This is a genomic window from Pseudomonas sp. 21LCFQ02 (genome assembly GCF_024129895.2).
Classification (GTDB): Bacteria; Pseudomonadota; Gammaproteobacteria; order Pseudomonadales; family Pseudomonadaceae; genus Aquipseudomonas.
Genome location: NZ_CM178749.1, coordinates 1,828,492 through 1,848,366, shown reverse-complemented (window position 1 = coordinate 1,848,366; position 19,875 = coordinate 1,828,492). Strand labels below are relative to the sequence as shown.

Sequence of the window (19,875 nt, the reverse complement as noted above, 5' to 3'; positions counted from 1 at the left end):
TTAGCCGGGAAGCCTTCGCGGCTAAAGCCTGCGAGAAGAGCGCCAAGCGCTTTTGCTGATTTTCCTGTAGGAACCGTCTCTAAACGCTTGGCCACGCTCCGCCGCAGGTGATTTCCCCCTAGCATCTGCTTCCCACTCCCAGCGTAAGGAAGCAGTGCCATGCCATTTGTAGTCAGGGAAGGTGATCTCACCACCAGCGGCGGTTTCGTGCTGGCCGCTTCGGCCAGCGAAGCCATTGATGTATACCGTATCGCACGCATGGGTGACCCGGTGTGGTGTCCGGCGTGCAAGGCGGTAGGTTACATCGCCGAGGGCAACCCGACCTGGGTCGACGGGCAGGTCGCCGTGGCAACCCACGGCCAATTGGTACGCTGCGGTTGCCGGGCCGGCAAGAACCGGCTCAAGGCCTCACAGCAACAGCACCGGGCCGATATGGAGGCGAGCATCACCATTCCCGATGACATGGCCGAAACCGCCCGGGCCAATGCCGAACGGATGACCCTGGAAATCAAGCAAGGCACCTTCACCCACAAGGTACTGCGCAACCTCAACGCCCGATGAAGCCGGCCCGTCGCTCAAGCCTGGGCATTGTTCTCCAGATAGTCATGAAGTTCGACAAACTGCTGGGTCAGCTTGTGACGCGGGTCCATGTGCACGAGCGGCCGGGCGACCTGATGCGACTCGCGCATCTTCACCGAGGCATTGAGGTACACCGGCAATACCGGCAATCCCTCACCAATCAGTTCGTCGAGCATCTGCTGCGGCAGGCTGGCCCGCGGCTGGAACTGGTTGACAATGATCCCCTCAAGCTCCAGATCCTCGTTATGGTCTTCCTTGAGTTCTTCAAGTTCCTTGATCAGCCCGTACAGCGCCTGGCGGGAGAAGCTGTCGCAGTCAAACGGGATCAGCACCTTGTCAGCTGCGATCAGCGCCGAGACCGCATAGAAGTTCAGCGCCGGCGGGGTATCGATGTAGATCCGCTCGTAGTCTTCATCGAGGCTGTCGAGCAATTTGCGCAGCTTGTTGATCTTGTGCTTGGCCTCAAGCTTGGGTTGCAGCTCGGCCAGTTCGGCGGTGGCGGTCACCACGTGCAGATTGTCGTAGGGCGTTTCATAGATATCGACCTGGTTCTTGCGGGCAAAGGGTCCGGAAGCCAGGGTCTGCTTGAAGAACTCGGCGATCCCCATGGGAATGTCGTCGCCGGTCAGGCCAGTGAGGTAATGAGTCGAGTTCGCCTGAGCATCAAGATCGATCAGAAGCGTCCGATACCCCTGATGGGCGCTCACCGCAGCCAGGTTGCAGGCGATGCTGGATTTACCCACGCCCCCCTTCTGATTGAACACCACGCGACGCATGCTTCGACCTCCCTGATTGGTAAAAACTGGAAACAGGCCAGTGTGGCCCTTGACTGTGGATGAGTCCAGGCAATCCCCGTGGATCCCGGTTGGTACGGCCAGAACCCACTGAATCTGACAACCATATGACGACAAGATGACGTCCATATGACAGAAAAGACCATTGCCACTGTCGTTAGTCGGAAACAGAGAAAGGGTACACAGATAATGTGTAACAAATTTGCTACGACGAACCCCCATCTGGATAATGCGCGCACTCGGTCAGTTGCCACGCCAGGGCCGGTGTCGTCCCGGAGGGCACGTCTAAAAACGACCGGCGTTGTCAGCGCTGCGTCAAAACAGCTGCGGAGTGCTCATTTACACCCTGTAGAGTCGAGCGCGACTCCGACCGCTTCTTGCCTGTTTTGGCCTTGCGCTAACGGCCTCACTTACGCTTTTAGCCGTACCCCGAAATCATCGAGACGTAAGCAGTAAGCCCGCAGGGGCGGGAAGAAAAAACCTTTGATCACCTTCAACATCGCACAATGGCGTGCCTGGGCACCTGGCCTGACCAGCGTCGAAGACTGGCAACACTGGAGCCGCGAGCCGGTCCTGCTGCCCGATAACGACGAAGTCCCGGACGTATCGTTCCTGCCTGCCATGCAGCGCCGACGCCTGGGCCGCATGGCAAGGATGGCCTTTGCCGTCGCCTGGCCGCTGGCCGAGGGCCATGAGCAACTGCCTCTGGTGTTTGTTTCTCGCCACGGAGAAACCCCACGCACGTTCGATATCCTGCGCGACCTGGCGGCCGGCGAGCCCTTGTCACCTACCCAGTTCAGCCTGTCAGTGCATAACGCGGTGATCGGCCTGTGGTCGATCATGCGTGGCTCTACCTGCGAGATGACCGCCCTGGCTGCGGCGGGCGACGGCCTTGAGCACGGCGTTTTCGAAGCTGCGACGCTGCTGGCCGAAGGTGCGCCTGCGGTGCTGCTGGTGGTCACTGAAGAACAACCGCCGCAGGCCTATGCCCAGTGGGTCGACGACGTGCCTTTTCCCTACGCGGTCGGCTTGCTGCTGACCCCGGGCCAGGACTGGCAGTTGTCCCTGCACAGCAATGATCAAGGTACGCCGCAACCTGACTGGCCCCATGCATTGAACCTGTTGCGCATGTTGCACACTAACCAACCCGCTTGTCGCCATCCATGGAAAAACCGCTTATGGAACTGGCAACACAATCATTGAACAAAGGCCGCGACGCCTACTGGTGGCGGCTGTCTGCCACGGCTATCAGCTTCGCCCTGTTCGGGATTGGCGGGTTGTGCCTGCGCGTGCTGATTTTCCCGTTGCTGGCCTGCCTGCCGGGCGACAAGGCCAGCCACCAGCGCCGCGCCAGACAGACCATTAGTCTGCTGTTCTGGCGCTTCATTCGCGTCATGGCGCGCATGGGCGTGCTGACCTACGACGTACAGGGTGCCGAAAACCTGGGGCGCCCCGGCCAGATGATTATCGCCAACCACCCCTCGTTGATCGACGTGGTATTCCTGATCGGCCTGGTGCGTGATGCCAACTGCGTGGTCAAGCGCGGCCTCTGGGACAACCCCTGTACCCGTGGGCCGGTGCGCCGTGCGGGCTACATCAGCAACGACGGCAGCATCGACATGCTTGATCTGGCGGTCAACAGCCTGCAATCCGGGCAATCGCTGGTCATCTTCCCTGAAGGCACCCGCACCACGCCGGGCCAACCGCCAGCGTTTCACCGGGGCGCCGCCGCCATTGCCTTGCGCGGCGCCCGGCTGATTACCCCGGTCACCATCAAGGTCAGCCCCACGACCCTGACCAAAGCCGAACCCTGGTACCGCATCCCGCAACGCCGCGTGCACTTCAGCCTGCGGGTGGGGACCGATATCGATCCGCAGCGTTTTACCGAGATGGGCCCGCCGCCGTTGGCGTCGCGCAAGCTCAACGACTACCTGCATGACTATTTCATCAAGGAGCTCGCCTCAGATGAGCGATCTGCACCGTGACATCAAGCAACTGATCATCGACGCCCTGGGCCTTGAAGACATCAGCACCCACGACATCGGCAACGACCAGACCCTGTTCGGCGAAGGCCTGGGCCTGGATTCGGTCGATGCCCTGGAACTGGGTCTGGCCATCCAGAAGCGCTACGGCATCAAGATCGACGCCGAAGCCAAGGACACCCGCTCGCATTTCACCAGCGTCGACAGCCTCGCGGCCTTCGTCAGCGCCAGACAATCGGCCTGAGGACTGAGCATGCAAACCCGTGACGATATTTTCGAGACCCTGCGCAGCGCAATGGTCGAGCTGTTCGAAATCGAGCCCGAGCGCGTGACGCTGGAAGCCAACCTGTATCAGGACCTGGAAATCGACAGCATTGATGCCGTGGACCTGATCGACCACATCAAACGCAAGACCGGGAAAAAGATCGCCGCCGAGGAATTCAAGTCGGTACGCACGGTCAATGACGTGGTCGACGCGGTGTACCGGCTGGTCAACTCTGCCGCATGAAGCGGCTGATCGGCCTGCTGCTGGTGCTGATCGGTGTGCTCTATCCGTTTGTCGTGTACTTCGGCATAGAGCACTTCGCGCCCTGGCAGTTCGCGTTGCTGCTCGGTGGCCTGTGGCTGGCCAGGGTACTGACCGGCGAGCGACGCACCGCCAGCCTGGCGATGGCCGTGGTCGCGCTGAGCTTCTGTGCGTTGCTCGCGCTGCTCGACAGCCCGGTGCTGCTGCGCTGGTATCCGGTGCTGATCAGCGGCTTCATGCTTTGCCTGTTTGGCGCCAGCCTGATTCAGGGACCGCCGGTCGTTGAACGCCTGGCACGGTTGAGCGAACCGGATTTACCCGAGGTCGCCATTCGCTATACGCGGCAGGTGACGTGGGTATGGTGCGGTTTTTTTCTGTTCAACGGCCTGACCGCCACGGTCCTGACCCTTTGGGCACCGTTGCACTGGTGGGCGCTATGGACCGGACTGCTTTCTTACGGACTGATGGGCCTGCTGTTCGCAGGCGAATGGATTGTTCGTCGCCGAGTCAGAGGCGGCGCCTGAAATGAATGCCATGAACTGGTTAAATCTTGAACACCTGCTGCTCGATGAGTCGCCGGACCGCCTGCTGTGCCAGGACCCTGACCTGACCCTCGGCCAGCTACGCCGCCAAGCCCTGTGCGCCGCTGCCGGCCTGCAAGCCCGTGGCATCCGCCATCTGGCCATCCACCTGGAAGACGCAGGCGAACTGGCCATCGCCCTGTTGGCCGCCTGGCGCGCCGGGGTCAGTGTGCTGCTGCCCGCCGACCTGCAGGCCGAGACCCGCGAACGCTGGAACCCTCAAGTCGACCTGTGGCTCAGCGAACAGCCGGGCGATACCCGCCTGGGCCAGCTGTACGACGCCGAACCCTTGCCTGCCGCACGGCTCGACCTGGACCAGTGCAGCCTGAGCCTGTGCACTTCCGGCTCCAGCGGCGAGCCCAAGCGCATCGACAAACGGCTGCGCCAACTGGACAACGAAGTCCGGGGCCTGGAGCAACTGTGGGGCGCTGAACTGGGTAACGCCTGCATGATCGGCAGTGTCGCCGCGCAGCACATCTATGGTCTGCTGTTCCGGGTGCTTTGGCCGCTGTGCGCCGGGCGTCAATGGGTTCGGCGGCAGTTGCCGTTCCCGGAGGACCTGCAACGCGCCAGCCTGGACTATCCGGCCTTCGCCTGGGTCGCCAGCCCGGCGCTGCTCAAGCGCATGGGGGACAACCTCGACTGGCCAGCGCTGAGCAAGGTACGCCGGGTGTTCTCATCCGGTGGCGCGCTGCCCGCAGACGCCGCGCTCAGCCTGCAACAGCGTCTGGGCCAGTGGCCGTGCGAGATCTTCGGCAGCTCAGAAACCGGCGGTATTGCCTGGCGCCAGGGCGAAACGCTCTGGCAGGCGTTTGCCGGTGTGCAGTTGACCCAGGACGCTGAGGGCGCGCTGCAAGTCTGCTCGCCTTACCTCGCCCCGGGTCATGTCGAACAGACCGCCGATGCCGCTCGCTTTGAGGCCGATGGCCGCTTCGAACTGCTGGGCCGTCTGGACCGCATCGTCAAACTGGAAGAGAAACGCATCTCGCTGCCGTCGCTGGAACAGGCACTGGTCAATCATGCCTGGATCAGCGAAGCGCGGCTCGGCGTAGTCCGTGAGAACCGTGCCTATCTGGGCGCCCTGGTGGCGCTCAGCGAAAGTGGCTTGCATGCCTTGCGTAATCTGGGCCGCCGCGCCCTGACCGAGACCTTGCGCTACCACCTGACTAATCATTGTGAGGCGCTGGCCTTGCCGCGGCGCTGGCGGCTGCTGCGTCAGTTGCCGCTGAGCGACCAGGGCAAATTGCCTCAGGCACTGGTCGATACCCTGCTGGCCGCACCGCGTGGCAAGGCCCCCGAGGTGCTGGAGCACAAGGCCCAGGACGACGGCCTGCAGATCGAGTTGCAGGTGCCACCGGATCTGGCCTGCTTTACCGGCCATTTCCCACGTACGCCGGTCCTGCCTGGCGTGACCCAGGTCGACTGGGCACTGGAGTTCGGCCAGCGCCTGCTTGAGCTGCCGCCGCGCTTTGCCGGTATGGAAGTGCTCAAGTTCCAGCAACTGGTGCGCCCCGGCGACCGTTTGACCCTGACCCTGCGCTTCGACGCAGCCCGCAGCAAGCTGCATTTCGCCTACCACAACCAGCATCAGGCGCCCTGCTCCAGCGGCCGGATCGTGCTGCAAGACAGCGCCACGGAAACCGCTCATGCATAAGCCCTGTGCGGTGATACCAGTGTTCAACCACGAGCTGGCAGTGCCCAACGTGGTCAAGGCCCTGCGCGCTGCCGGCCTGCCATGCGTGCTGGTCGATGACGCCAGCAGTCAGGCCTGCGCTCAGGTCCTGCAAGCACTGGCCAGGGAAGACGGCGTGCACCTGATTCGTCTGCAGACCAACCAGGGCAAGGGCGGCGCCGTGATGGCCGGCTTTCAGGAGGCGGCGCAACGTGGCTACAGCCACGCCTTGCAGGTCGACGCCGATGGCCAGCATGACCTGAGCGACATCGGACGTTTTCTGGAACTGTCCCGGCAACACCCCAAGGCGCTGATCTGCGGTTATCCACAATATGACCAGAGCGTGCCCAAAGGCCGCTTGTATGCCCGCTACCTGACCCATGTGTGGGTGTGGATCAACACCCTGTCGCTGCAGATCCGCGATTCGATGTGCGGCTTTCGGGTCTACCCGCTGGGGCCGGTGCTGCGCCTGATCGATACGGTGCAACTGGGCCGGCGCATGGATTTCGACACCGAGATTCTGGTCCGTCTGGCATGGCGCCACCAGCCGATGCACTGGCTGCCGACCAAGGTGCATTATCCCGAGGATGGCTTGTCGCACTTTCGCCTTTTTCACGACAACGCACTGATTTCCAAGATGCACACCAAGCTGTTCTTCGGCATGTTAGTGCGGGCGCCGGTGTTGCTGTGGCGCAAGGTGCGGCCATGAGCCAGCAACCGAAACGACACTGGGCCGACCGCGAAGAGCGCGGCAGCTTCGCGCTGATGAAGCTCACCGCCTGGGCGGTACGGATACTTGGCCGGCGCCTGCTCAGCCCGGTGCTGTACGGCATTGTGCTGTACTTCTTCATTTTTGGCCGCAGCGCCCGGCACGCCATCGCCGAGTTCCAGCAAAACCTTGCCGACTGGAGCGCCAAGCCTGAACTGCGCCCCAGCCAGTGGCGGGTGTTCCGCCAGTTCATGGCCTTTGCCGAAGCCTTGCTCGACAAGCTCGATGTGTGGAACGGCAAGCTGGGCATCGAACAGATCCGCATCGACGACCCCGCCCTGCTGCGCAATCAACTGCGTGGTCAGCGCGGCCAGATGCTGGTCGGTGCCCACCTGGGTAACCTTGAAGTGTGCCGCGCCCTGGCCGAACTGGGCGAAAAGGTCACCATGAACGTGCTGGTGCACACCAAGCACGCCGAACGCTTCAATCGCCTGTTGGGCGAAGCCGGGGCGACCAATCTGCGACTGGTCCAGGTCAGTGAACTGGACCCGGCCATCATGCTGCAACTGAGCCAGCGCCTGGACGACGGCGAATGGCTGGCCATTGCGGGCGACCGCGTGCCGTTGCATGGCGGGCGCACCGTGCAGGCCGATTTTCTCGGCAAGCCGGCGGCCTTCCCGCAAGGCCCCTGGCTGCTGGCCGGGCTGCTCAAGTGCCCGGTGAACCTGTTTTTCTGCCTCAAGGACGCCCAGGGCTATCGCGTGGTCCTGGAGCCGTTCGCCGAATCGGTCCAGTGGCGACGCAGCGACCGTGCTCAAGTCATTGCCCACTGGGCTGCCCGCTACGCCGAACGGCTGGCCCACTACTGCCTGCAAGCCCCGCAGCAGTGGTTCAATTTCTATCCTTTCTGGAAGTCCGATGAATCATCCAGCTCATGACCCCGTGACCTTCGGCGCCCTGGCGCTGAGCATCGAACAGGTAGTGGCCGTCGCCAACCGTCAGGCGCCGACCGTGCTGCAAGCCGATGCCCAGTACCGGGCGCGCATCACTCGCGGGGCGCAGTTCCTCGACTCGTTGCTGGACAAGGAAGGCGTGATCTACGGCGTGACCACCGGTTATGGCGACTCTTGCGTGGTGGCTGTGCCCCTGCAGCACGTCGAAGCCCTGCCCCGGCATTTGTATACCTTCCACGGCTGCGGGCTGGGCAAGCTGCTGGACGAACGCGCCACCCGCGCCGTGCTCGCTGCGCGCTTGCAGTCGCTGTGCCACGGCATGTCCGGGGTGCGTATCGAGTTGCTGGAGCGCTTGCAGGCGTTTATCGAACATGACGTGCTGCCGCTGATCCCGGAAGAAGGCTCGGTGGGCGCCAGCGGCGACCTGACCCCGTTGTCTTATGTGGCCGCCACGCTGTCCGGCGAGCGCGAGGTGATGTTCCGCGGCCAGCGTCGCCCGGCGCTTGAGGTGCATCGCGAACTGGGCTGGGAGCCGCTGGTGCTGCGCCCCAAGGAAGCCCTGGCGTTGATGAATGGCACCGCGGTGATGACCGGCCTGGCCTGCCAGGCGTTTGCCCGGGCTGACTACCTGCTGCAACTGGCCACGCGCATCACCGCAATGAACGTCATCGCCCTGCAAGGCAACCCGGAACACTTCGACGAGCGCCTGTTTGCAGCCAAGCCGCACCCAGGCCAGACCCAGGTCGCGGCCTGGCTGCGTCAGGACCTGGCCATCGACGCCCCCACCGCGCCGCTGCACCGCCTGCAAGACCGTTACTCGCTGCGCTGCGCGCCGCATGTGCTTGGCGTGTTGGCCGACAGCCTGGGCTGGTTGCGCTCGTTCATCGAGACCGAACTCAACAGCGCCAACGACAACCCGATCATCGACGGCGACCACGAGCGGGTGCTGCACGGCGGGCACTTCTACGGTGGCCATATCGCCTTTGCCATGGACAGCCTGAAAAACCTGGTGGCCAACGTCGCCGACCTGCTCGACCGGCAACTGGCCCTGCTGGTCGACGTGCGTTACAACCACGGCCTGCCGAGCAACCTGTCCGGCGCCAGTACCGAACGGGCGATGATCAACCACGGCTTCAAGGCCGTGCAGATCGGCGCCAGTGCCTGGACTGCCGAAGCGCTGAAAAACACCCTGCCGGCCAGCGTGTTCTCGCGCTCCACCGAGTGCCATAACCAGGACAAGGTGAGCATGGGCACCATTGCTGCACGTGATGCCATCCGGGTATTGGAACTCACCGAGCAGGTCGCAGCAGCGACCCTGCTGGCGGCCAATCAGGGCCTGTGGCTGCGCAGCCGCGAAGCCGACGCCAGGCCGCTGCCGGCAGCGCTGGCCAGCATGCATGCGCAGCTTGGCGAAGAATTCCCGCCGGTCATCGACGACCGGGGTCTGGAAGGCGAATTGCGCCTGTGCCTGCAACGCATCAGCGAGCGCCACTGGAGGCTGCATGCGCAGTAAAGGACTGATCGACGTCGACACTGAAGTGGTGGTGCCGTTTTTCGATGTCGACATGATGAACATCGTCTGGCACGGCCACTACGTCAAATACCTCGAAGTGGCGCGCTGTGCGTTGCTCGATCATATCGGCCACAACTACACCAGGATGCTCGAATCCGGCTACGGCTGGCCGGTCATTGATATGCAATTGCGCTACATGCGCGGCGCGGTGTTCGGCCAGAAACTGATCGTGCGCGCCAGCCTGGTGGAATGGGAAAACCGCCTGAAGATCAACTACCTGATCAGCGATGCCAGCACCGGTGAGCGCATGACCCGCGCCAGCACCGTACAGGTTGCGGTAGCCGTCGACAGCCGCGAGATGCAGTTGGCCTCGCCCAAGGCTTTCACCGACGCCGTACAAAAGGCGCTGGCAAACGAGGGCCGGGTATGAAACGTCTATTCGCCACACTGATGCTGATGTGCCTGGCTGCACAGACCTGGGCCTTCGACCTGCAACAACTGAGCGAGCAGTTGTCCCGGCCTGCGGCCATCGAGGGGCGGTTTATCCAGGAAAAACACCTGCGCGCCCTGCCCCAGCCGCTGACCAGCACCGGGCGTTTTGTCCTGGCCCGTGACTTCGGCCTGCTGTGGCTGCTCGAAACACCGCTCAAGCAGGATTACCGCATCACCGCCAACGGTATCGCCCGCCGCGAGGCGCAGGGCTGGCAGATGCTGCCGAACAAGAGTGCCGGCGCCGAGCACAACCGTCTGTTCCTGGCGGTGCTGCAAGGTGACAGCAGCGGATTGCAGCGTGATTTCGAACTGCAACTCAGCGGTGATGCACAGGACTGGAAACTGACCCTGCTGCCACGCTCACTGTTGCTGCAACAGATCTTTCGCCAGATCAATATCGACGGCGGCGAACTGGTCAGGCAGATCGAACTGCTCGAAGCCCAGGGCGACCGCACGGTGCTGAAAATGATCGACAGCCATAGCGTTCCGGCGCTGAGCGATACCCAGCGTGCTGATTTCAAATCCTGAGCGGCGCCTGCCGCGCCTGTTCCTGCTGATCCTGCTCGGCGTGCTGGCACTGGCCGGCTGGCAGTGGCGTGATGGCGCGCCGCTGTCGGCCAACCTCATGGAACTGGTGCCGGGCGGACGTCCTGATCCGCTGGAGCTGCGCGCCGAGCAGCGCATGCAGGAGCCGCTGAATCGCGAAATGCTGGTGCTGGTCGGCCACCCCGAGCGCCAGCAAGCCATTGAACTGACCAAGCAACTGGCCGCGCAGTGGCAGGCCAGCGGGCTGTTCGAAAAGGTCCAATGGAACCTGCAGGCTGACCTGCCGGCCATCCGCGAACAATTGCTCGCCGGCCGGCTAGCCATGCTCCCGGCGGCGGACCGCACACTGCTGATCGAACAACCCGAGGCGTTCATCCAGCAACGCCTGCAAAGCCTGTTTGACCCCTTTGCCGGTTTCAGCCTGGTACCGAGTCAGGACGACTGGCTGGGCCTGACCGGACGCATCCAGAGCAACCTGCCGCGCACCGGCAGCGTCGAACCGGACCTGGCCAGCGGTGCGCTGCTGGCCCAGGCCGACGGCAAGCAATGGGTGTTGCTGCGGGTACGCACCCCAGGCGATGCGTTTGACATGCAGTTGCCGGGGCAGGTCGCCGGCCTGTTGAGCCTGGCCCGTGAACAGGCCGCCCAGGCCGGCGGGCAGTTACTGGCGGCCAGCGGGCTGCTGTATGCCGCGGCGGGTCAGCAACAAGCCAAACAGGAAATCAGCTGGGTCGGCGGTGGCGCCACGGCAGGCATCCTGCTGTTGCTGCTATTGGCTTTTCGCCGCTGGCGCGTGCTGCTGGCGTTCGTCCCGGTGCTGGTCGGCATGCTGTTCGGCAGCGTCGCCTGCGTACTGCTGTTCGGCAAGATGCACGTCATGACCCTGGTACTGGGTTCGAGCCTGATCGGCGTCGCCGTCGATTATCCGCTGCACTACCTGTCCAAGAGCTGGAGCCTCAAGCCCTGGCGTGCCTGGCCGGCCTTGCGGCTGACCCTGCCGGGGCTGACCCTGAGCCTGATCACCAGCTGTATCGGCTATCTGGCGCTGGCCTGGACACCCTTTCCTGCCTTGACTCAGATCGCTGCGTTTTCCGCCGCTGGCCTGATCGGCGCTTACCTGGCGGCGGTGTGCCTGCTGCCGGCGCTGCTGGCCAAAACTGAGCTGCGCCCGGCGCAGTGGCCGCTGACGCTGGCGCAACGCCTGCTGGATATACGCAGCGCCTTGCTGCGCCGGGTCAACACACCGCTGTTGCTGGTTGCGCTGTTGGCGTTCTGCGCCGCGGGCCTGTGGCAACTGACCACCCGCAACGACATTCGCCAATGGGTTTCCGCCCCCCAGGCGCTGACCGACGAAGCGCAAAGCATTGCGCGGATTACCGGTTATCAGCCGACCAGCCAGTTCTTCCTGATTCGCGGCCGCGACGAGCAGCAATTGCTGGAGCGCCAGAACGCCCTGACCCAACGCCTCGACGCGTTGATCGGCAGCGGCAAACTGCGCGGTTACATGGCGATCAACCAATTGCTGGCCTCACCAGACGACCAAAAGGCGCTGCATGCCGCCTTGCCGCAACTGGCGCAGCACTGGCAAGCGCTGCTGGCGCTCGGGGTGTCCAGCGAAACCCTGCAGGCCGAACTGGCTGAACTCCAGGCACTGCCCGTCCAGCCCATCGACCAGGCTCTGGCCGGGCCGCTGAGCGAAGCCTGGCGGCCACTCTGGCTGGGCCGTAACGACGAGGGCGTGGCGGCTGTCGTCAGCCTGCAAGGGCTGGGCAACCCGGCCCTGTTGCAGGCTCAGGCCGAAGGGCTGCCAGGCGTGCATCTGGTTGACCGCCTGGGGGCACTCAATGCGGTGTTTGCCCAGACCCAGATCAGCGCCGCCGAACTCAAACTGCTGTCGTGCATCCTGATCATTGCCCTGTTGATCGCCCCCTTCGGTTTCGGCGGCGCAGTACGCATCGTGACCCTGCCACTGCTGGCCGCCTTGTGCAGCCTGGCAAGCCTCGGCTGGCTGGGTCAGCCGCTGACCCTGTTCAGCCTGTTCGGCCTGCTGCTGGTCACCGCGATCAGCGTCGATTACGCGATTCTCATGCGTGAGCAGGTCGGTGGGGCGGCGGTCAGTCTGCTCGGCACCTTGCTGGCGGCCATCACCACCTGGTTGTCGTTCGGCCTGCTGGCGCTGTCGCAGACCCCGGCGATCAGCAACTTCGGGCTGTCGGTGAGCCTTGGGCTGGTCTTCAGTTTTCTGCTCGCGCCGTGGGCAAGCCCCCGCCATGCCCCCGATCATCAGGAGCTGCAATCATGCTGATTCTGCTGTTCTGGCTCATGGCCCTGCTGGCGTTTGCCGGCGCGACCTGGCTGGGCAAGCGGCTGGGACTGATACCGATCGTCAGTCAGCTGTTGCTGGCAACCTTCGGCCTGCCGCTGTTGATGTTGTTGTGGGTCGAGCCGCACTGGCAACTGAGCGGCGCCCAACTGATCGAACCGGTATGGCTCAAGACCCTCTATGGCCTGGCCTTCGCCCTGGTGCTGGGGCATATCCTCAGTGATGTGGTCGACGTCGCGCTGGACCGGCAAAGCCTCAAGGTGGCGCTGCCGAGCTTTGTGGTGCCGTTCATCTGTGGGGTAGCCTGCGCAGTGTGGCTGCTGCCCGAGCAGCGCTGGATCAGCGATCTTGCGGTGGGGCTGGTGTTCGCCATCACCGCCATTCCGGTGTTGTACCTGTACCTGAACCACATCAACTACCCGCCAGCTGCCACCCGCCGGCTGGTGCAGGCCGCGATTCTCATCGACCTGGCCTGCTGGAGCCTGTTCGCCCTGGCCCAAGGCAGCCTGAACCTGAGCAGCCTGTTGTTGCCGCTGCTGATGGCTTGCACACCCCTGCTGCTGCGCCTGCTGGGCATTCGCCAGCCGCTGGTATACAGCCTGGGCTTTTTCGCTCTGCTGGTACTGGCCGAGCACTACAAACTCAACGCGCTGGTTTTCGGCATCGGTTACCTGATGTGCATGAGCCGCCTCAAGCAAGCCTGGGTCCTGCCGATCAAACCCGCTGTGCTGGCCCTGCTGCAAAATTACCTGGCCGTGCCGTTGCTGCTGACCTTCGGTCTGGTACAGATCAATGTGCATAGCGCCATGGGCGAACTGGACGGCCTGCTACTGACGGCGCTGATTGGGGTGCCGATTGTCGCCAAGCTGCTCGGCAACTGGCTGGGGCTGCGCTGGGCACCGCCTTCGTACCCCGGCGCCAGCCGCTGGCGCGAATGCGTGCTGCTGAATATTCGTGGCCTGAGCGAGATCGTGTTTCTCAACATGCTGCTGCAACAGCAACTGATCAGTCAGGCGTTGTACCTGGCGCTGATGCTGATGAGCCTGCTGGCCACGCTGATGCCCGCCTTGGCGGGCCTGGGCCGCAAGAACCTTTCATTCGCCACTGCCACCGACAAACCGGTAAGGAATCGCTGTGCCAATCACTGATATGCAAAGCCGCACGGTCGTGGTCATCGGTGCAGGCCCGGCCGGCGCGATTGCCGCCGCCCTGCTCAACCGCAAGGGCCACGACGTACTGATCATCGAGCGCCAGGCATTTCCGCGGTTCTCCATCGGCGAGAGCCTGCTGTCGCACTGCCTGGATTTCGTCGAAGAAGCAGGCATGCTCGACGCCGTGCAGGCCGCAGGTTTTCAGTTCAAGAACGGCGCCGCGTTTGCCTGTGGCGATCAGTACTCGGCGTTCGATTTTGGCGAGGGTTTCAGCCAGGGCAAACCGAGCACCTTCCAGGTGCAACGCGCCGACTTCGACCAGTTGCTGGCCGACCAGGCGGCTCTGCAGGGTGTGGAAATCCGCTATCTGCAAGAAATCGTCAGCGCCGACTTCAACGCCGCCCAACCGGTGCTGCAAGTGCGCCGCGAGGATGGCAGCCAGTACGCGCTGCAGGCCGGTTTCGTCCTCGATGCCAGCGGTTACGGGCGGGTGCTGCCGCGCCTGCTGGACCTGGAGGCGCCGTCGGACTTCCCCCTGCGCCGTGCGGTGTTCACCCATGTCGAGGACCATATCCAGAGCCCGCCCTTCGACCGCAACAAGATTCTGGTCAGCGTCCACCCCGAGCACCGCGACGTGTGGTTCTGGACCATCCCGTTCAGCAACGGCCGCTGCTCCCAGGGCGTGGTGGCTAGCGCCGAGCGCTTCAAAGACAAACCCGAAGACCTCGATGCCTGCCTGCGCGCCTTCATCGATGAAACCCCGAGCCTGCGCAATACCCTCAAAGACGCTGTATGGGATACCCCGGCGCGGACCATCGGCGGCTATGCAGCCAACGTCAAGACCCTGCACGGGCCGGGGTTTGCCTTGCTGGGCAATGCCGCCGAGTTCCTCGACCCGGTGTTTTCTTCGGGCGTAACCATTGCCATGCGTTCCGCGAGCATGGCCGCCAACCTGCTCGATCAGCAGTTGCGTGGCGAGCAGGTCGACTGGGAAAACGACTTCGCCATACCGCTCAAGCGTGGGGTGGATACCTTCCGCGCCTACGTCGAAGGCTGGTACGACGGCAGCTTCCAGGACGTGATTTTCTTCAAAGACTCGCAACCGGAAATCCGCGCGATGATCAGCTCGATTCTCGCCGGCTACGCCTGGGACCTGCGCAATCCGTTTGTCAGCGAACCCAAACGGCGGCTGCGCATGCTTACCGAGATTTGCGCAGGTGAGGCGTCATGAACAGCCGGTTCCTGAGCGACAGTTACGTCGAAGAAACCCGTTTCGGCTTCTGGTTTCTGCGCAGCCACACCTGGCAGCACCATGTGTTGCGCGTAGCAATCAATGACCTGCGCGGGCTGTTCGACACGCCGCTGCCCACGGATGCTGTGTTGCTCGACGCCGGTTGCGGCCAGGGCAAGTCATTCCGTTATTTGCAGCAAACCTTCCAGCCAGCGCGGATCATCGGTCTGGACGCTGACCCGCACAGCCTGGAACTGAGCCGCCAGGAAGCAGCCCGCCAGGGTCTGGAGGTCGAGTTGATCGGCAGCGACTGCGCGGTGTTGCAGTTGCCCGATGCCAGTGTCGATTTGCTGTTCTGCCACCAGACCTTTCACCATCTGGTCGAGCAAGAGCAAGCCCTGGCCGAGTTCTACCGGGTGCTCAAGCCCGGCGGCTATCTGCTGTTTGCCGAGTCCACCGAGGCGTATATCGACACCTGGGTAATCCGCTGGCTGTTCCGCCACCCGATGCATGTGCAGAAAAGCGCCGCCCAATACCTCGACATGCTGCGTAAGCAGGGCTTCGAGTTCAGCGCGGGCAATGTCTCCTACCCGTACTTGTGGTGGAGCCGCGCCAAGGACTTTGGCCTGCTGGAGCGCCTGAAGCTGTGCAAGCCCAAGCCGTTTGGCCAGCGTGAAGAGACCCTGGTCAATGCCGTGGTGCGCAAGCCTCTGCCGGATACGACGCAATGATCCGTATTTTGATCCTGACCCTGTTGCTGCTCGGCGGCTGCGCCAGTCAGGCGCCGTTGCCGGTCGGGACCCCGGACCTGCAACTGCCCCGGCAACTGCATGTGCAGCGCGTCCAGGCCGGGCAAAGCCAAGACTGGTTGCTGATCATCCAGCAAGAGAGCGGCGGCCTGCGCTGGTCGATGATGGACCCGCTGGGTATTCCCCAGGCCCGCCAGCGCCTGATCGACGGCCAATGGCAGGCTGACGGCCTGTTGCCGCCCAATCCCGAAGCCCGCGAATTGTTCGCCGCTTTACTGTTCGCCATGACCCCGGAGCATGAGCTGCCGGCACGCTACCCAAGTGCCCGGCAGCAAGGCACACTGCGCCGCCTGGATTCGCGCTGGCAGGTCGAATTCCGCTCGCCTGAGGTGTTCAGCCTGACGCTGGCGCCTGCGCGCGACCAGCCCGTGCACTTCAATATCAGCCCACTCAGTAACGGGACCACACCATGACCGCCTACCTCAACGAGCTGGGCCTGGTCTGCGCACTGGGCAACAACCGCCAGGACGTGGCACGCAAGCTGTTTGCCGGCGACAGCGCCGGGATGGTCTGCGAGTCGGGCTGGATCCCCGGCCACAGCCTGCCGGTGGGCAGCGTCGACCTCGACCTGCCGGTGATTCCCGAGCAGCTCAGCGCCCACAGCCGCAACAATCAGTTGCTGCTGGCGGCCGCCCAACAGATCGAAGACCCGATACGCGCCGCCATCGCCCGCTACGGGGCAGGCCGGGTTGGGGTGATCCTCGGCACCAGCACCTCAGGCATCGACGAGGCCAGCCGCAGCATGGGCAGTTGGCTGCGCGACAAGAGCTTTCCTGAACACTACGACTACCGCCAGCAGGAACTCGGCGCACCGGCCAGCTTCCTCGCGCAGTGGCTTGGCCTCAGCGGTCCGGCCTATGTGATTTCAACGGCCTGCACGTCCAGTGCCCGAGCCTTGCTCAGCGCTCGCCGCGCGCTGGACATGGGGCTGTGCGACGCGGTGTTGTGCGGCGGTGTCGACAGCCTGTGCAAGCTGACCCTCAACGGCTTCCACGCCCTTGAAGCGGTGTCTGCGCAGCGCTGCAATCCGTTCTCGCGCAACCGCGATGGCATCAACATAGGCGAAGCTGCGGTGCTGTTTCTAATGACCCGCCAGGCCAGCCAGAGCCACAGCATTGCCTTGCTCGGTGCCGGCGCCAGCAGCGATGCCCACCATATCTCGGCCCCCGAGCCAAGCGGTCGCGGCGCCCGCGAGTCAATGCAACGCGCGCTGGACAAGGCAGGCCTGCAGGCCGGGCAAATCAGCTACCTGAACCTGCATGGCACCGCCACCCAGCACAACGACGCGATGGAGAGTCTGGCGGTGCACGCGCTGTTTCCCGATGGCGTACCCTGCTCGTCGACCAAACCCTTGAGCGGCCACACGCTCGGTGCGGCCGGGGCCCTGGAAGCGGCGTTCTGCTGGCTGAGCCTGGCCCAGGACAATACCGATTCCGCGCTACCGCCGCATGTCTGGGACGGCCAGGCCGACCCGCAACTGCCGGTGCTGCACTGGACCACCGCCAACTCGCGCCTGAGTCGTGCAACACCGCGCTACCTGATGAGCAACTCGTTTGCCTTCGGGGGCAATAACATCAGCCTGATTATCGGAGACGCGCCATGATCGACTGGCCGATCGCCGAACTGGTGCCGCACGCTACTGACATGATTCTTATCGATCAGGTGCTGGCCTTCGACGACGAAACCATCCAGACCCGCCTGACGGTTCGCCCCGATGGCCCCTTCAACCGCCCTGACGGCAGCCTGCCGGCATGGATCGGCATCGAACTGATGGCCCAGAGCGTGGCGGCGTTTGCCGGCTGCCAGGCGCGCTTGCGCGGCGAGCCGGTGCAACTGGGTTTTCTGCTCGGCACCCGCAAGTACGAATGCAACGTCGAACACTTCCCCCATGGTAGCGAACTGACCATCCACGCCCGGCGTTCATTGCAGGACGACAGTGGCATGGGTGTGTTCGAATGCACCTTGAGCGGCCCGGACATCGAAGTGTTTGCCCGCCTCAATGTCTATTGCCCACCCAACGCTGCCGACTATCTGGCCGAAGGAGCCGTTAATGACTGACACGATTCTGGTCACCGGTTCAAGCCGCGGCATCGGCCGGGCCATCGCCCTGCGCCTGGCAAGGTCTGGTTACGACCTGGTGCTGCATTGCCGTAGCGGCCGGGCCGAGGCCGACGCGGTCCAGGCCGAAATTCACGCTCTGGGCCGTCAGGCGCGGGTGCTGCAGTTCGATGTGTCCGACCGCGCCGCCTGCAAGACCCTGCTTGAGCAGGACGTGGAAACCCATGGCGCTTATTACGGCGTGGTACTCAACGCCGGGCTGAACCGCGACGGCGCCTTCCCGGCCTTGGGCGATGACGACTGGGACCAGGTGCTGCGCACCAACCTGGACGGCTTCTACAACGTGCTGCACCCGCTGAGCATGCCGATGATCCGCCGCCGCGCCGCCGGCCGGATTGTCTGCATCACCTCGGTGTCCGGGCTGATCGGCAACCGTGGCCAGGTCAACTACAGTGCCTCCAAAGCCGGACTGATCGGCGCCGCCAAGGCGCTGGCCATCGAACTGGCCAAGCGCAAGATCACCGTCAACTGCGTGGCGCCGGGCCTGATCGACACGGCAATGCTGGATGACAACGTGCCCGTCGAAGAACTGCTGAAAATGATCCCCGCGCAGCGCATGGGCACCCCGGAAGAAGTCGCCGGCGCGGTGAATTTCCTGATGTCTGCCGAAGCGGCTTACATCACCCGCCAGGTTCTGGCCGTCAACGGAGGCCTGTGCTGATGAAACGCGTGGTCGTCACCGGCATGTCTGGCATCACTTCTCTGGGCAGCGACTGGGACAGCATCGAGGCCAACTTCAGCGCCAACCGCAGCGGCATCCGGCGGATGGACGAGTGGGACCGTTTTAGCGAGCTGAATACCCGGCTGGCCGGGCCTGTGGATAACTTCGAAGTGCCCGCACACTGGACGCGCAAGCAGTTGCGCAGCATGGGTCGGGTCTCGCGGCTGGTGGTCGCCGCGTCCGAGCAAGCCCTGCGCGATGCCGGGCTGCTCAACGACCCGATCATTCGTGACGGGCGCATGGGCACCGCCTGCGGCTCTTCCACCGGCAGTACCGAAGAGATCAAAGCGTTCGGCAACATGCTGCTCAACTCGGTAGCCGATGGCCTGAACGCCAACTCCTATGTACGCATGATGCCGCACACCACGGCGGCGAACATCAGCATCTTCTTCGGCCTTACCGGGCGTCTGATCCCGACCTCCAGCGCCTGCACCAGTGGCAGCCAGGGCATCGGCTACGCCTATGAGGCGATCAAGTTCGGCCGCTTGCCGATGATGCTGGCCGGCGGTGGCGAAGAGCTCTGCCCGACCGAGGCGATGGTGTTTGACGCCCTGTATGCCACCAGCCTGAAGAACGATGCACCGCACACCAGCCCACGGCCCTACGACAGTGGTCGCGACGGCCTGGTCATCGGTGAAGGCGCTGGCATGCTGGTGCTTGAAGAACTGGAACATGCCCTGGCGCGCGGGGCCCGGATTCATGCCGAGATCGTCGGCTTCGGCAGCAATGCCGACGGTGCCCACAGCACCCGCCCCGAACAAGTGACCATGCGCCGGGCCATGGAACTGGCGCTGGAAGATGCCGGCCTGCCAACGGCGGCCATCGGTTACGTCAATGGCCACGGCACCGCCACCGAACAGGGCGATATCGCCGAAACCCTGGCCACCAGCGAACTGTTCGGCGCCAGAATGCCCATCAGTTCACAGAAAAGCTTTCTCGGCCACACATTGGGCGCCTGTGGGGCACTTGAGTCGTGGTTCAGCATCGAAATGCTCAAGCGTGACCGCTACATCCATACCCTGAACCTGGATGCAGTCGATCCGCAGTGTGGCGAACTCGATTACCTCAAAGGTGAACCCCGGGTGATGAGCCACGAGTATGTGATGAATAACAATTTCGCCTTCGGCGGGGTCAACACCTCGTTGATTTTCCGTCGCTGGGCTTGAAACTCGTTC

22 protein-coding genes are annotated in these 19,875 nt (G+C 63.6%); 21 read left to right on the top strand and 1 reads right to left on the bottom strand.

From position 1 onward, the window contains the following. Nucleotides 1-159: 159 nt before the first annotated feature. Nucleotides 160-561 (top strand): PAAR domain-containing protein, encoded by a 402-nt coding sequence (locus tag NJC40_RS08585; protein ID WP_253140286.1) that lies wholly within the window; start codon nt 160-162, stop codon nt 559-561. A 14-nt stretch (nt 562-575) separates the two neighbouring features. Here the strand turns inward: NJC40_RS08585 and NJC40_RS08580 are convergent, their stop codons facing one another. Continuing rightward, the gene (locus NJC40_RS08580) at nt 576-1,355 is read right to left on the bottom strand and encodes a ParA family protein (RefSeq protein ID WP_253140285.1); all 780 of its coding nucleotides are present in this window, start codon (nt 1,353-1,355) and stop codon (nt 576-578) included. Between the two features lie 501 nt (nt 1,356-1,856). On the opposite strand from NJC40_RS08580, the gene NJC40_RS08575 reads away from it, so the two are divergent. The 20 genes from NJC40_RS08575 to NJC40_RS08480 are packed head-to-tail and all read left to right on the top strand — an operon-like array spanning nt 1,857 to nt 19,866. Beyond that, complete coding sequence (locus tag NJC40_RS08575) at nt 1,857-2,576, top strand: beta-ketoacyl synthase chain length factor (RefSeq protein ID WP_253140284.1); 720 nt, start codon at nt 1,857-1,859, stop codon at nt 2,574-2,576. Continuing rightward, nucleotides 2,552-3,358, top strand: coding sequence for a lysophospholipid acyltransferase family protein (locus NJC40_RS08570; RefSeq protein ID WP_045486597.1), 807 nt, complete (start codon nt 2,552-2,554; stop codon nt 3,356-3,358). Before NJC40_RS08575 ends, NJC40_RS08570 begins: the two co-directional genes overlap by 25 nt. After that, nucleotides 3,339-3,599, top strand: coding sequence for a phosphopantetheine-binding protein (locus tag NJC40_RS08565; protein ID WP_045486595.1), 261 nt, complete (start codon nt 3,339-3,341; stop codon nt 3,597-3,599). Before NJC40_RS08570 ends, NJC40_RS08565 begins: the two co-directional genes overlap by 20 nt. A gap of 9 nt (nt 3,600-3,608) precedes the next feature. Then, complete coding sequence (locus NJC40_RS08560; RefSeq protein ID WP_045486593.1) at nt 3,609-3,863, top strand: acyl carrier protein; 255 nt, start codon at nt 3,609-3,611, stop codon at nt 3,861-3,863. Beyond that, nucleotides 3,860-4,405 carry a COG4648 family protein gene (locus NJC40_RS08555; RefSeq protein WP_253140283.1) on the top strand — a complete coding sequence of 182 codons (546 nt, stop codon included), beginning with the start codon at nt 3,860-3,862 and terminating at the stop codon, nt 4,403-4,405. The genes NJC40_RS08560 and NJC40_RS08555 overlap by 4 nt, the downstream gene beginning before the upstream one ends. Before the next feature lie 10 nt (nt 4,406-4,415). Beyond that, entirely contained in the window at nt 4,416-6,116 is a 1,701-nt protein-coding gene (locus NJC40_RS08550; RefSeq protein WP_253140282.1) for an ApeI family dehydratase, read from the top strand. After that, nucleotides 6,109-6,843, top strand: coding sequence for a glycosyltransferase family 2 protein (locus tag NJC40_RS08545; protein WP_253140281.1), 735 nt, complete (start codon nt 6,109-6,111; stop codon nt 6,841-6,843). Before NJC40_RS08550 ends, NJC40_RS08545 begins: the two co-directional genes overlap by 8 nt. Beyond that, a complete protein-coding gene (locus NJC40_RS08540; protein WP_253140280.1) occupies nt 6,840-7,781 on the top strand; it encodes a lysophospholipid acyltransferase family protein in 942 nt (313 codons plus the stop codon). Before NJC40_RS08545 ends, NJC40_RS08540 begins: the two co-directional genes overlap by 4 nt. Beyond that, nucleotides 7,762-9,309 carry an HAL/PAL/TAL family ammonia-lyase gene (locus NJC40_RS08535; RefSeq protein ID WP_253140279.1) on the top strand — a complete coding sequence of 516 codons (1,548 nt, stop codon included), beginning with the start codon at nt 7,762-7,764 and terminating at the stop codon, nt 9,307-9,309. The genes NJC40_RS08540 and NJC40_RS08535 overlap by 20 nt, the downstream gene beginning before the upstream one ends. Further along, on the top strand, nt 9,299-9,739 hold the full coding sequence (locus tag NJC40_RS08530) for an acyl-CoA thioesterase (RefSeq protein ID WP_045486578.1): 441 nt from the start codon (nt 9,299-9,301) through the stop codon (nt 9,737-9,739). Before NJC40_RS08535 ends, NJC40_RS08530 begins: the two co-directional genes overlap by 11 nt. After that, a complete protein-coding gene (locus NJC40_RS08525; RefSeq protein WP_045486575.1) occupies nt 9,736-10,329 on the top strand; it encodes a LolA family protein in 594 nt (197 codons plus the stop codon). The genes NJC40_RS08530 and NJC40_RS08525 overlap by 4 nt, the downstream gene beginning before the upstream one ends. After that, the gene (locus NJC40_RS08520; RefSeq protein ID WP_253140336.1) at nt 10,313-12,652 is read left to right on the top strand and encodes an MMPL family transporter; all 2,340 of its coding nucleotides are present in this window, start codon (nt 10,313-10,315) and stop codon (nt 12,650-12,652) included. The genes NJC40_RS08525 and NJC40_RS08520 overlap by 17 nt, the downstream gene beginning before the upstream one ends. Beyond that, the gene (locus NJC40_RS08515) at nt 12,646-13,818 is read left to right on the top strand and encodes a sodium:proton antiporter (protein WP_253140278.1); all 1,173 of its coding nucleotides are present in this window, start codon (nt 12,646-12,648) and stop codon (nt 13,816-13,818) included. The genes NJC40_RS08520 and NJC40_RS08515 overlap by 7 nt, the downstream gene beginning before the upstream one ends. Next, nucleotides 13,805-15,052, top strand: a complete 1,248-nt coding sequence (locus NJC40_RS08510) for an NAD(P)/FAD-dependent oxidoreductase (RefSeq protein ID WP_253140277.1) — start codon at nt 13,805-13,807, stop codon at nt 15,050-15,052. Before NJC40_RS08515 ends, NJC40_RS08510 begins: the two co-directional genes overlap by 14 nt. Continuing rightward, entirely contained in the window at nt 15,049-15,783 is a 735-nt protein-coding gene (locus NJC40_RS08505; protein ID WP_253140276.1) for a class I SAM-dependent methyltransferase, read from the top strand. The genes NJC40_RS08510 and NJC40_RS08505 overlap by 4 nt, the downstream gene beginning before the upstream one ends. Then, nucleotides 15,780-16,274 (top strand): hypothetical protein, encoded by a 495-nt coding sequence (locus tag NJC40_RS08500; RefSeq protein ID WP_253140275.1) that lies wholly within the window; start codon nt 15,780-15,782, stop codon nt 16,272-16,274. Before NJC40_RS08505 ends, NJC40_RS08500 begins: the two co-directional genes overlap by 4 nt. Beyond that, a complete protein-coding gene (locus tag NJC40_RS08495) occupies nt 16,271-17,464 on the top strand; it encodes a beta-ketoacyl-[acyl-carrier-protein] synthase family protein (protein WP_253140274.1) in 1,194 nt (397 codons plus the stop codon). Before NJC40_RS08500 ends, NJC40_RS08495 begins: the two co-directional genes overlap by 4 nt. Further along, on the top strand, nt 17,461-17,919 hold the full coding sequence (locus NJC40_RS08490; RefSeq protein ID WP_253140273.1) for a hotdog family protein: 459 nt from the start codon (nt 17,461-17,463) through the stop codon (nt 17,917-17,919). The genes NJC40_RS08495 and NJC40_RS08490 overlap by 4 nt, the downstream gene beginning before the upstream one ends. Further along, nucleotides 17,912-18,640, top strand: coding sequence for a 3-oxoacyl-ACP reductase FabG (fabG, locus tag NJC40_RS08485; protein ID WP_253140272.1), 729 nt, complete (start codon nt 17,912-17,914; stop codon nt 18,638-18,640). The genes NJC40_RS08490 and fabG overlap by 8 nt, the downstream gene beginning before the upstream one ends. After that, nucleotides 18,640-19,866, top strand: a complete 1,227-nt coding sequence (locus NJC40_RS08480) for a beta-ketoacyl-ACP synthase (protein WP_253140271.1) — start codon at nt 18,640-18,642, stop codon at nt 19,864-19,866. Before fabG ends, NJC40_RS08480 begins: the two co-directional genes overlap by 1 nt. Nucleotides 19,867-19,875 lie beyond the last annotated feature (9 nt).

Bases quoted from the DNA above. Each gene is read 5' to 3' on its own strand.
- NJC40_RS08500 (WP_253140275.1), top strand. From the start codon at position 15,780: ATGATCCGTATTTTGATCCTGACCCTGTTGCTGCTCGGCGGCTGCGCC.
- NJC40_RS08580 (WP_253140285.1), bottom strand. From the start codon at position 1,355: ATGCGTCGCGTGGTGTTCAATCAGAAGGGGGGCGTGGGTAAATCCAGC.
- NJC40_RS08540 (WP_253140280.1), top strand. From the start codon at position 6,840: ATGAGCCAGCAACCGAAACGACACTGGGCCGACCGCGAAGAGCGCGGC.
- NJC40_RS08495 (WP_253140274.1), top strand. From the start codon at position 16,271: ATGACCGCCTACCTCAACGAGCTGGGCCTGGTCTGCGCACTGGGCAAC.
- NJC40_RS08480 (WP_253140271.1), top strand. From the start codon at position 18,640: ATGAAACGCGTGGTCGTCACCGGCATGTCTGGCATCACTTCTCTGGGC.
- NJC40_RS08535 (WP_253140279.1), top strand. From the start codon at position 7,762: ATGAATCATCCAGCTCATGACCCCGTGACCTTCGGCGCCCTGGCGCTG.
- NJC40_RS08560 (WP_045486593.1), top strand. From the start codon at position 3,609: ATGCAAACCCGTGACGATATTTTCGAGACCCTGCGCAGCGCAATGGTC.
- NJC40_RS08530 (WP_045486578.1), top strand. From the start codon at position 9,299: ATGCGCAGTAAAGGACTGATCGACGTCGACACTGAAGTGGTGGTGCCG.
- NJC40_RS08570 (WP_045486597.1), top strand. From the start codon at position 2,552: ATGGAACTGGCAACACAATCATTGAACAAAGGCCGCGACGCCTACTGG.
- fabG (WP_253140272.1), top strand. From the start codon at position 17,912: ATGACTGACACGATTCTGGTCACCGGTTCAAGCCGCGGCATCGGCCGG.
- NJC40_RS08555 (WP_253140283.1), top strand. From the start codon at position 3,860: ATGAAGCGGCTGATCGGCCTGCTGCTGGTGCTGATCGGTGTGCTCTAT.
- NJC40_RS08565 (WP_045486595.1), top strand. From the start codon at position 3,339: ATGAGCGATCTGCACCGTGACATCAAGCAACTGATCATCGACGCCCTG.
- NJC40_RS08515 (WP_253140278.1), top strand. From the start codon at position 12,646: ATGCTGATTCTGCTGTTCTGGCTCATGGCCCTGCTGGCGTTTGCCGGC.
- NJC40_RS08545 (WP_253140281.1), top strand. From the start codon at position 6,109: ATGCATAAGCCCTGTGCGGTGATACCAGTGTTCAACCACGAGCTGGCA.
- NJC40_RS08490 (WP_253140273.1), top strand. From the start codon at position 17,461: ATGATCGACTGGCCGATCGCCGAACTGGTGCCGCACGCTACTGACATG.
- NJC40_RS08550 (WP_253140282.1), top strand. From the start codon at position 4,416: ATGAACTGGTTAAATCTTGAACACCTGCTGCTCGATGAGTCGCCGGAC.
- NJC40_RS08505 (WP_253140276.1), top strand. From the start codon at position 15,049: ATGAACAGCCGGTTCCTGAGCGACAGTTACGTCGAAGAAACCCGTTTC.
- NJC40_RS08585 (WP_253140286.1), top strand. From the start codon at position 160: ATGCCATTTGTAGTCAGGGAAGGTGATCTCACCACCAGCGGCGGTTTC.
- NJC40_RS08525 (WP_045486575.1), top strand. From the start codon at position 9,736: ATGAAACGTCTATTCGCCACACTGATGCTGATGTGCCTGGCTGCACAG.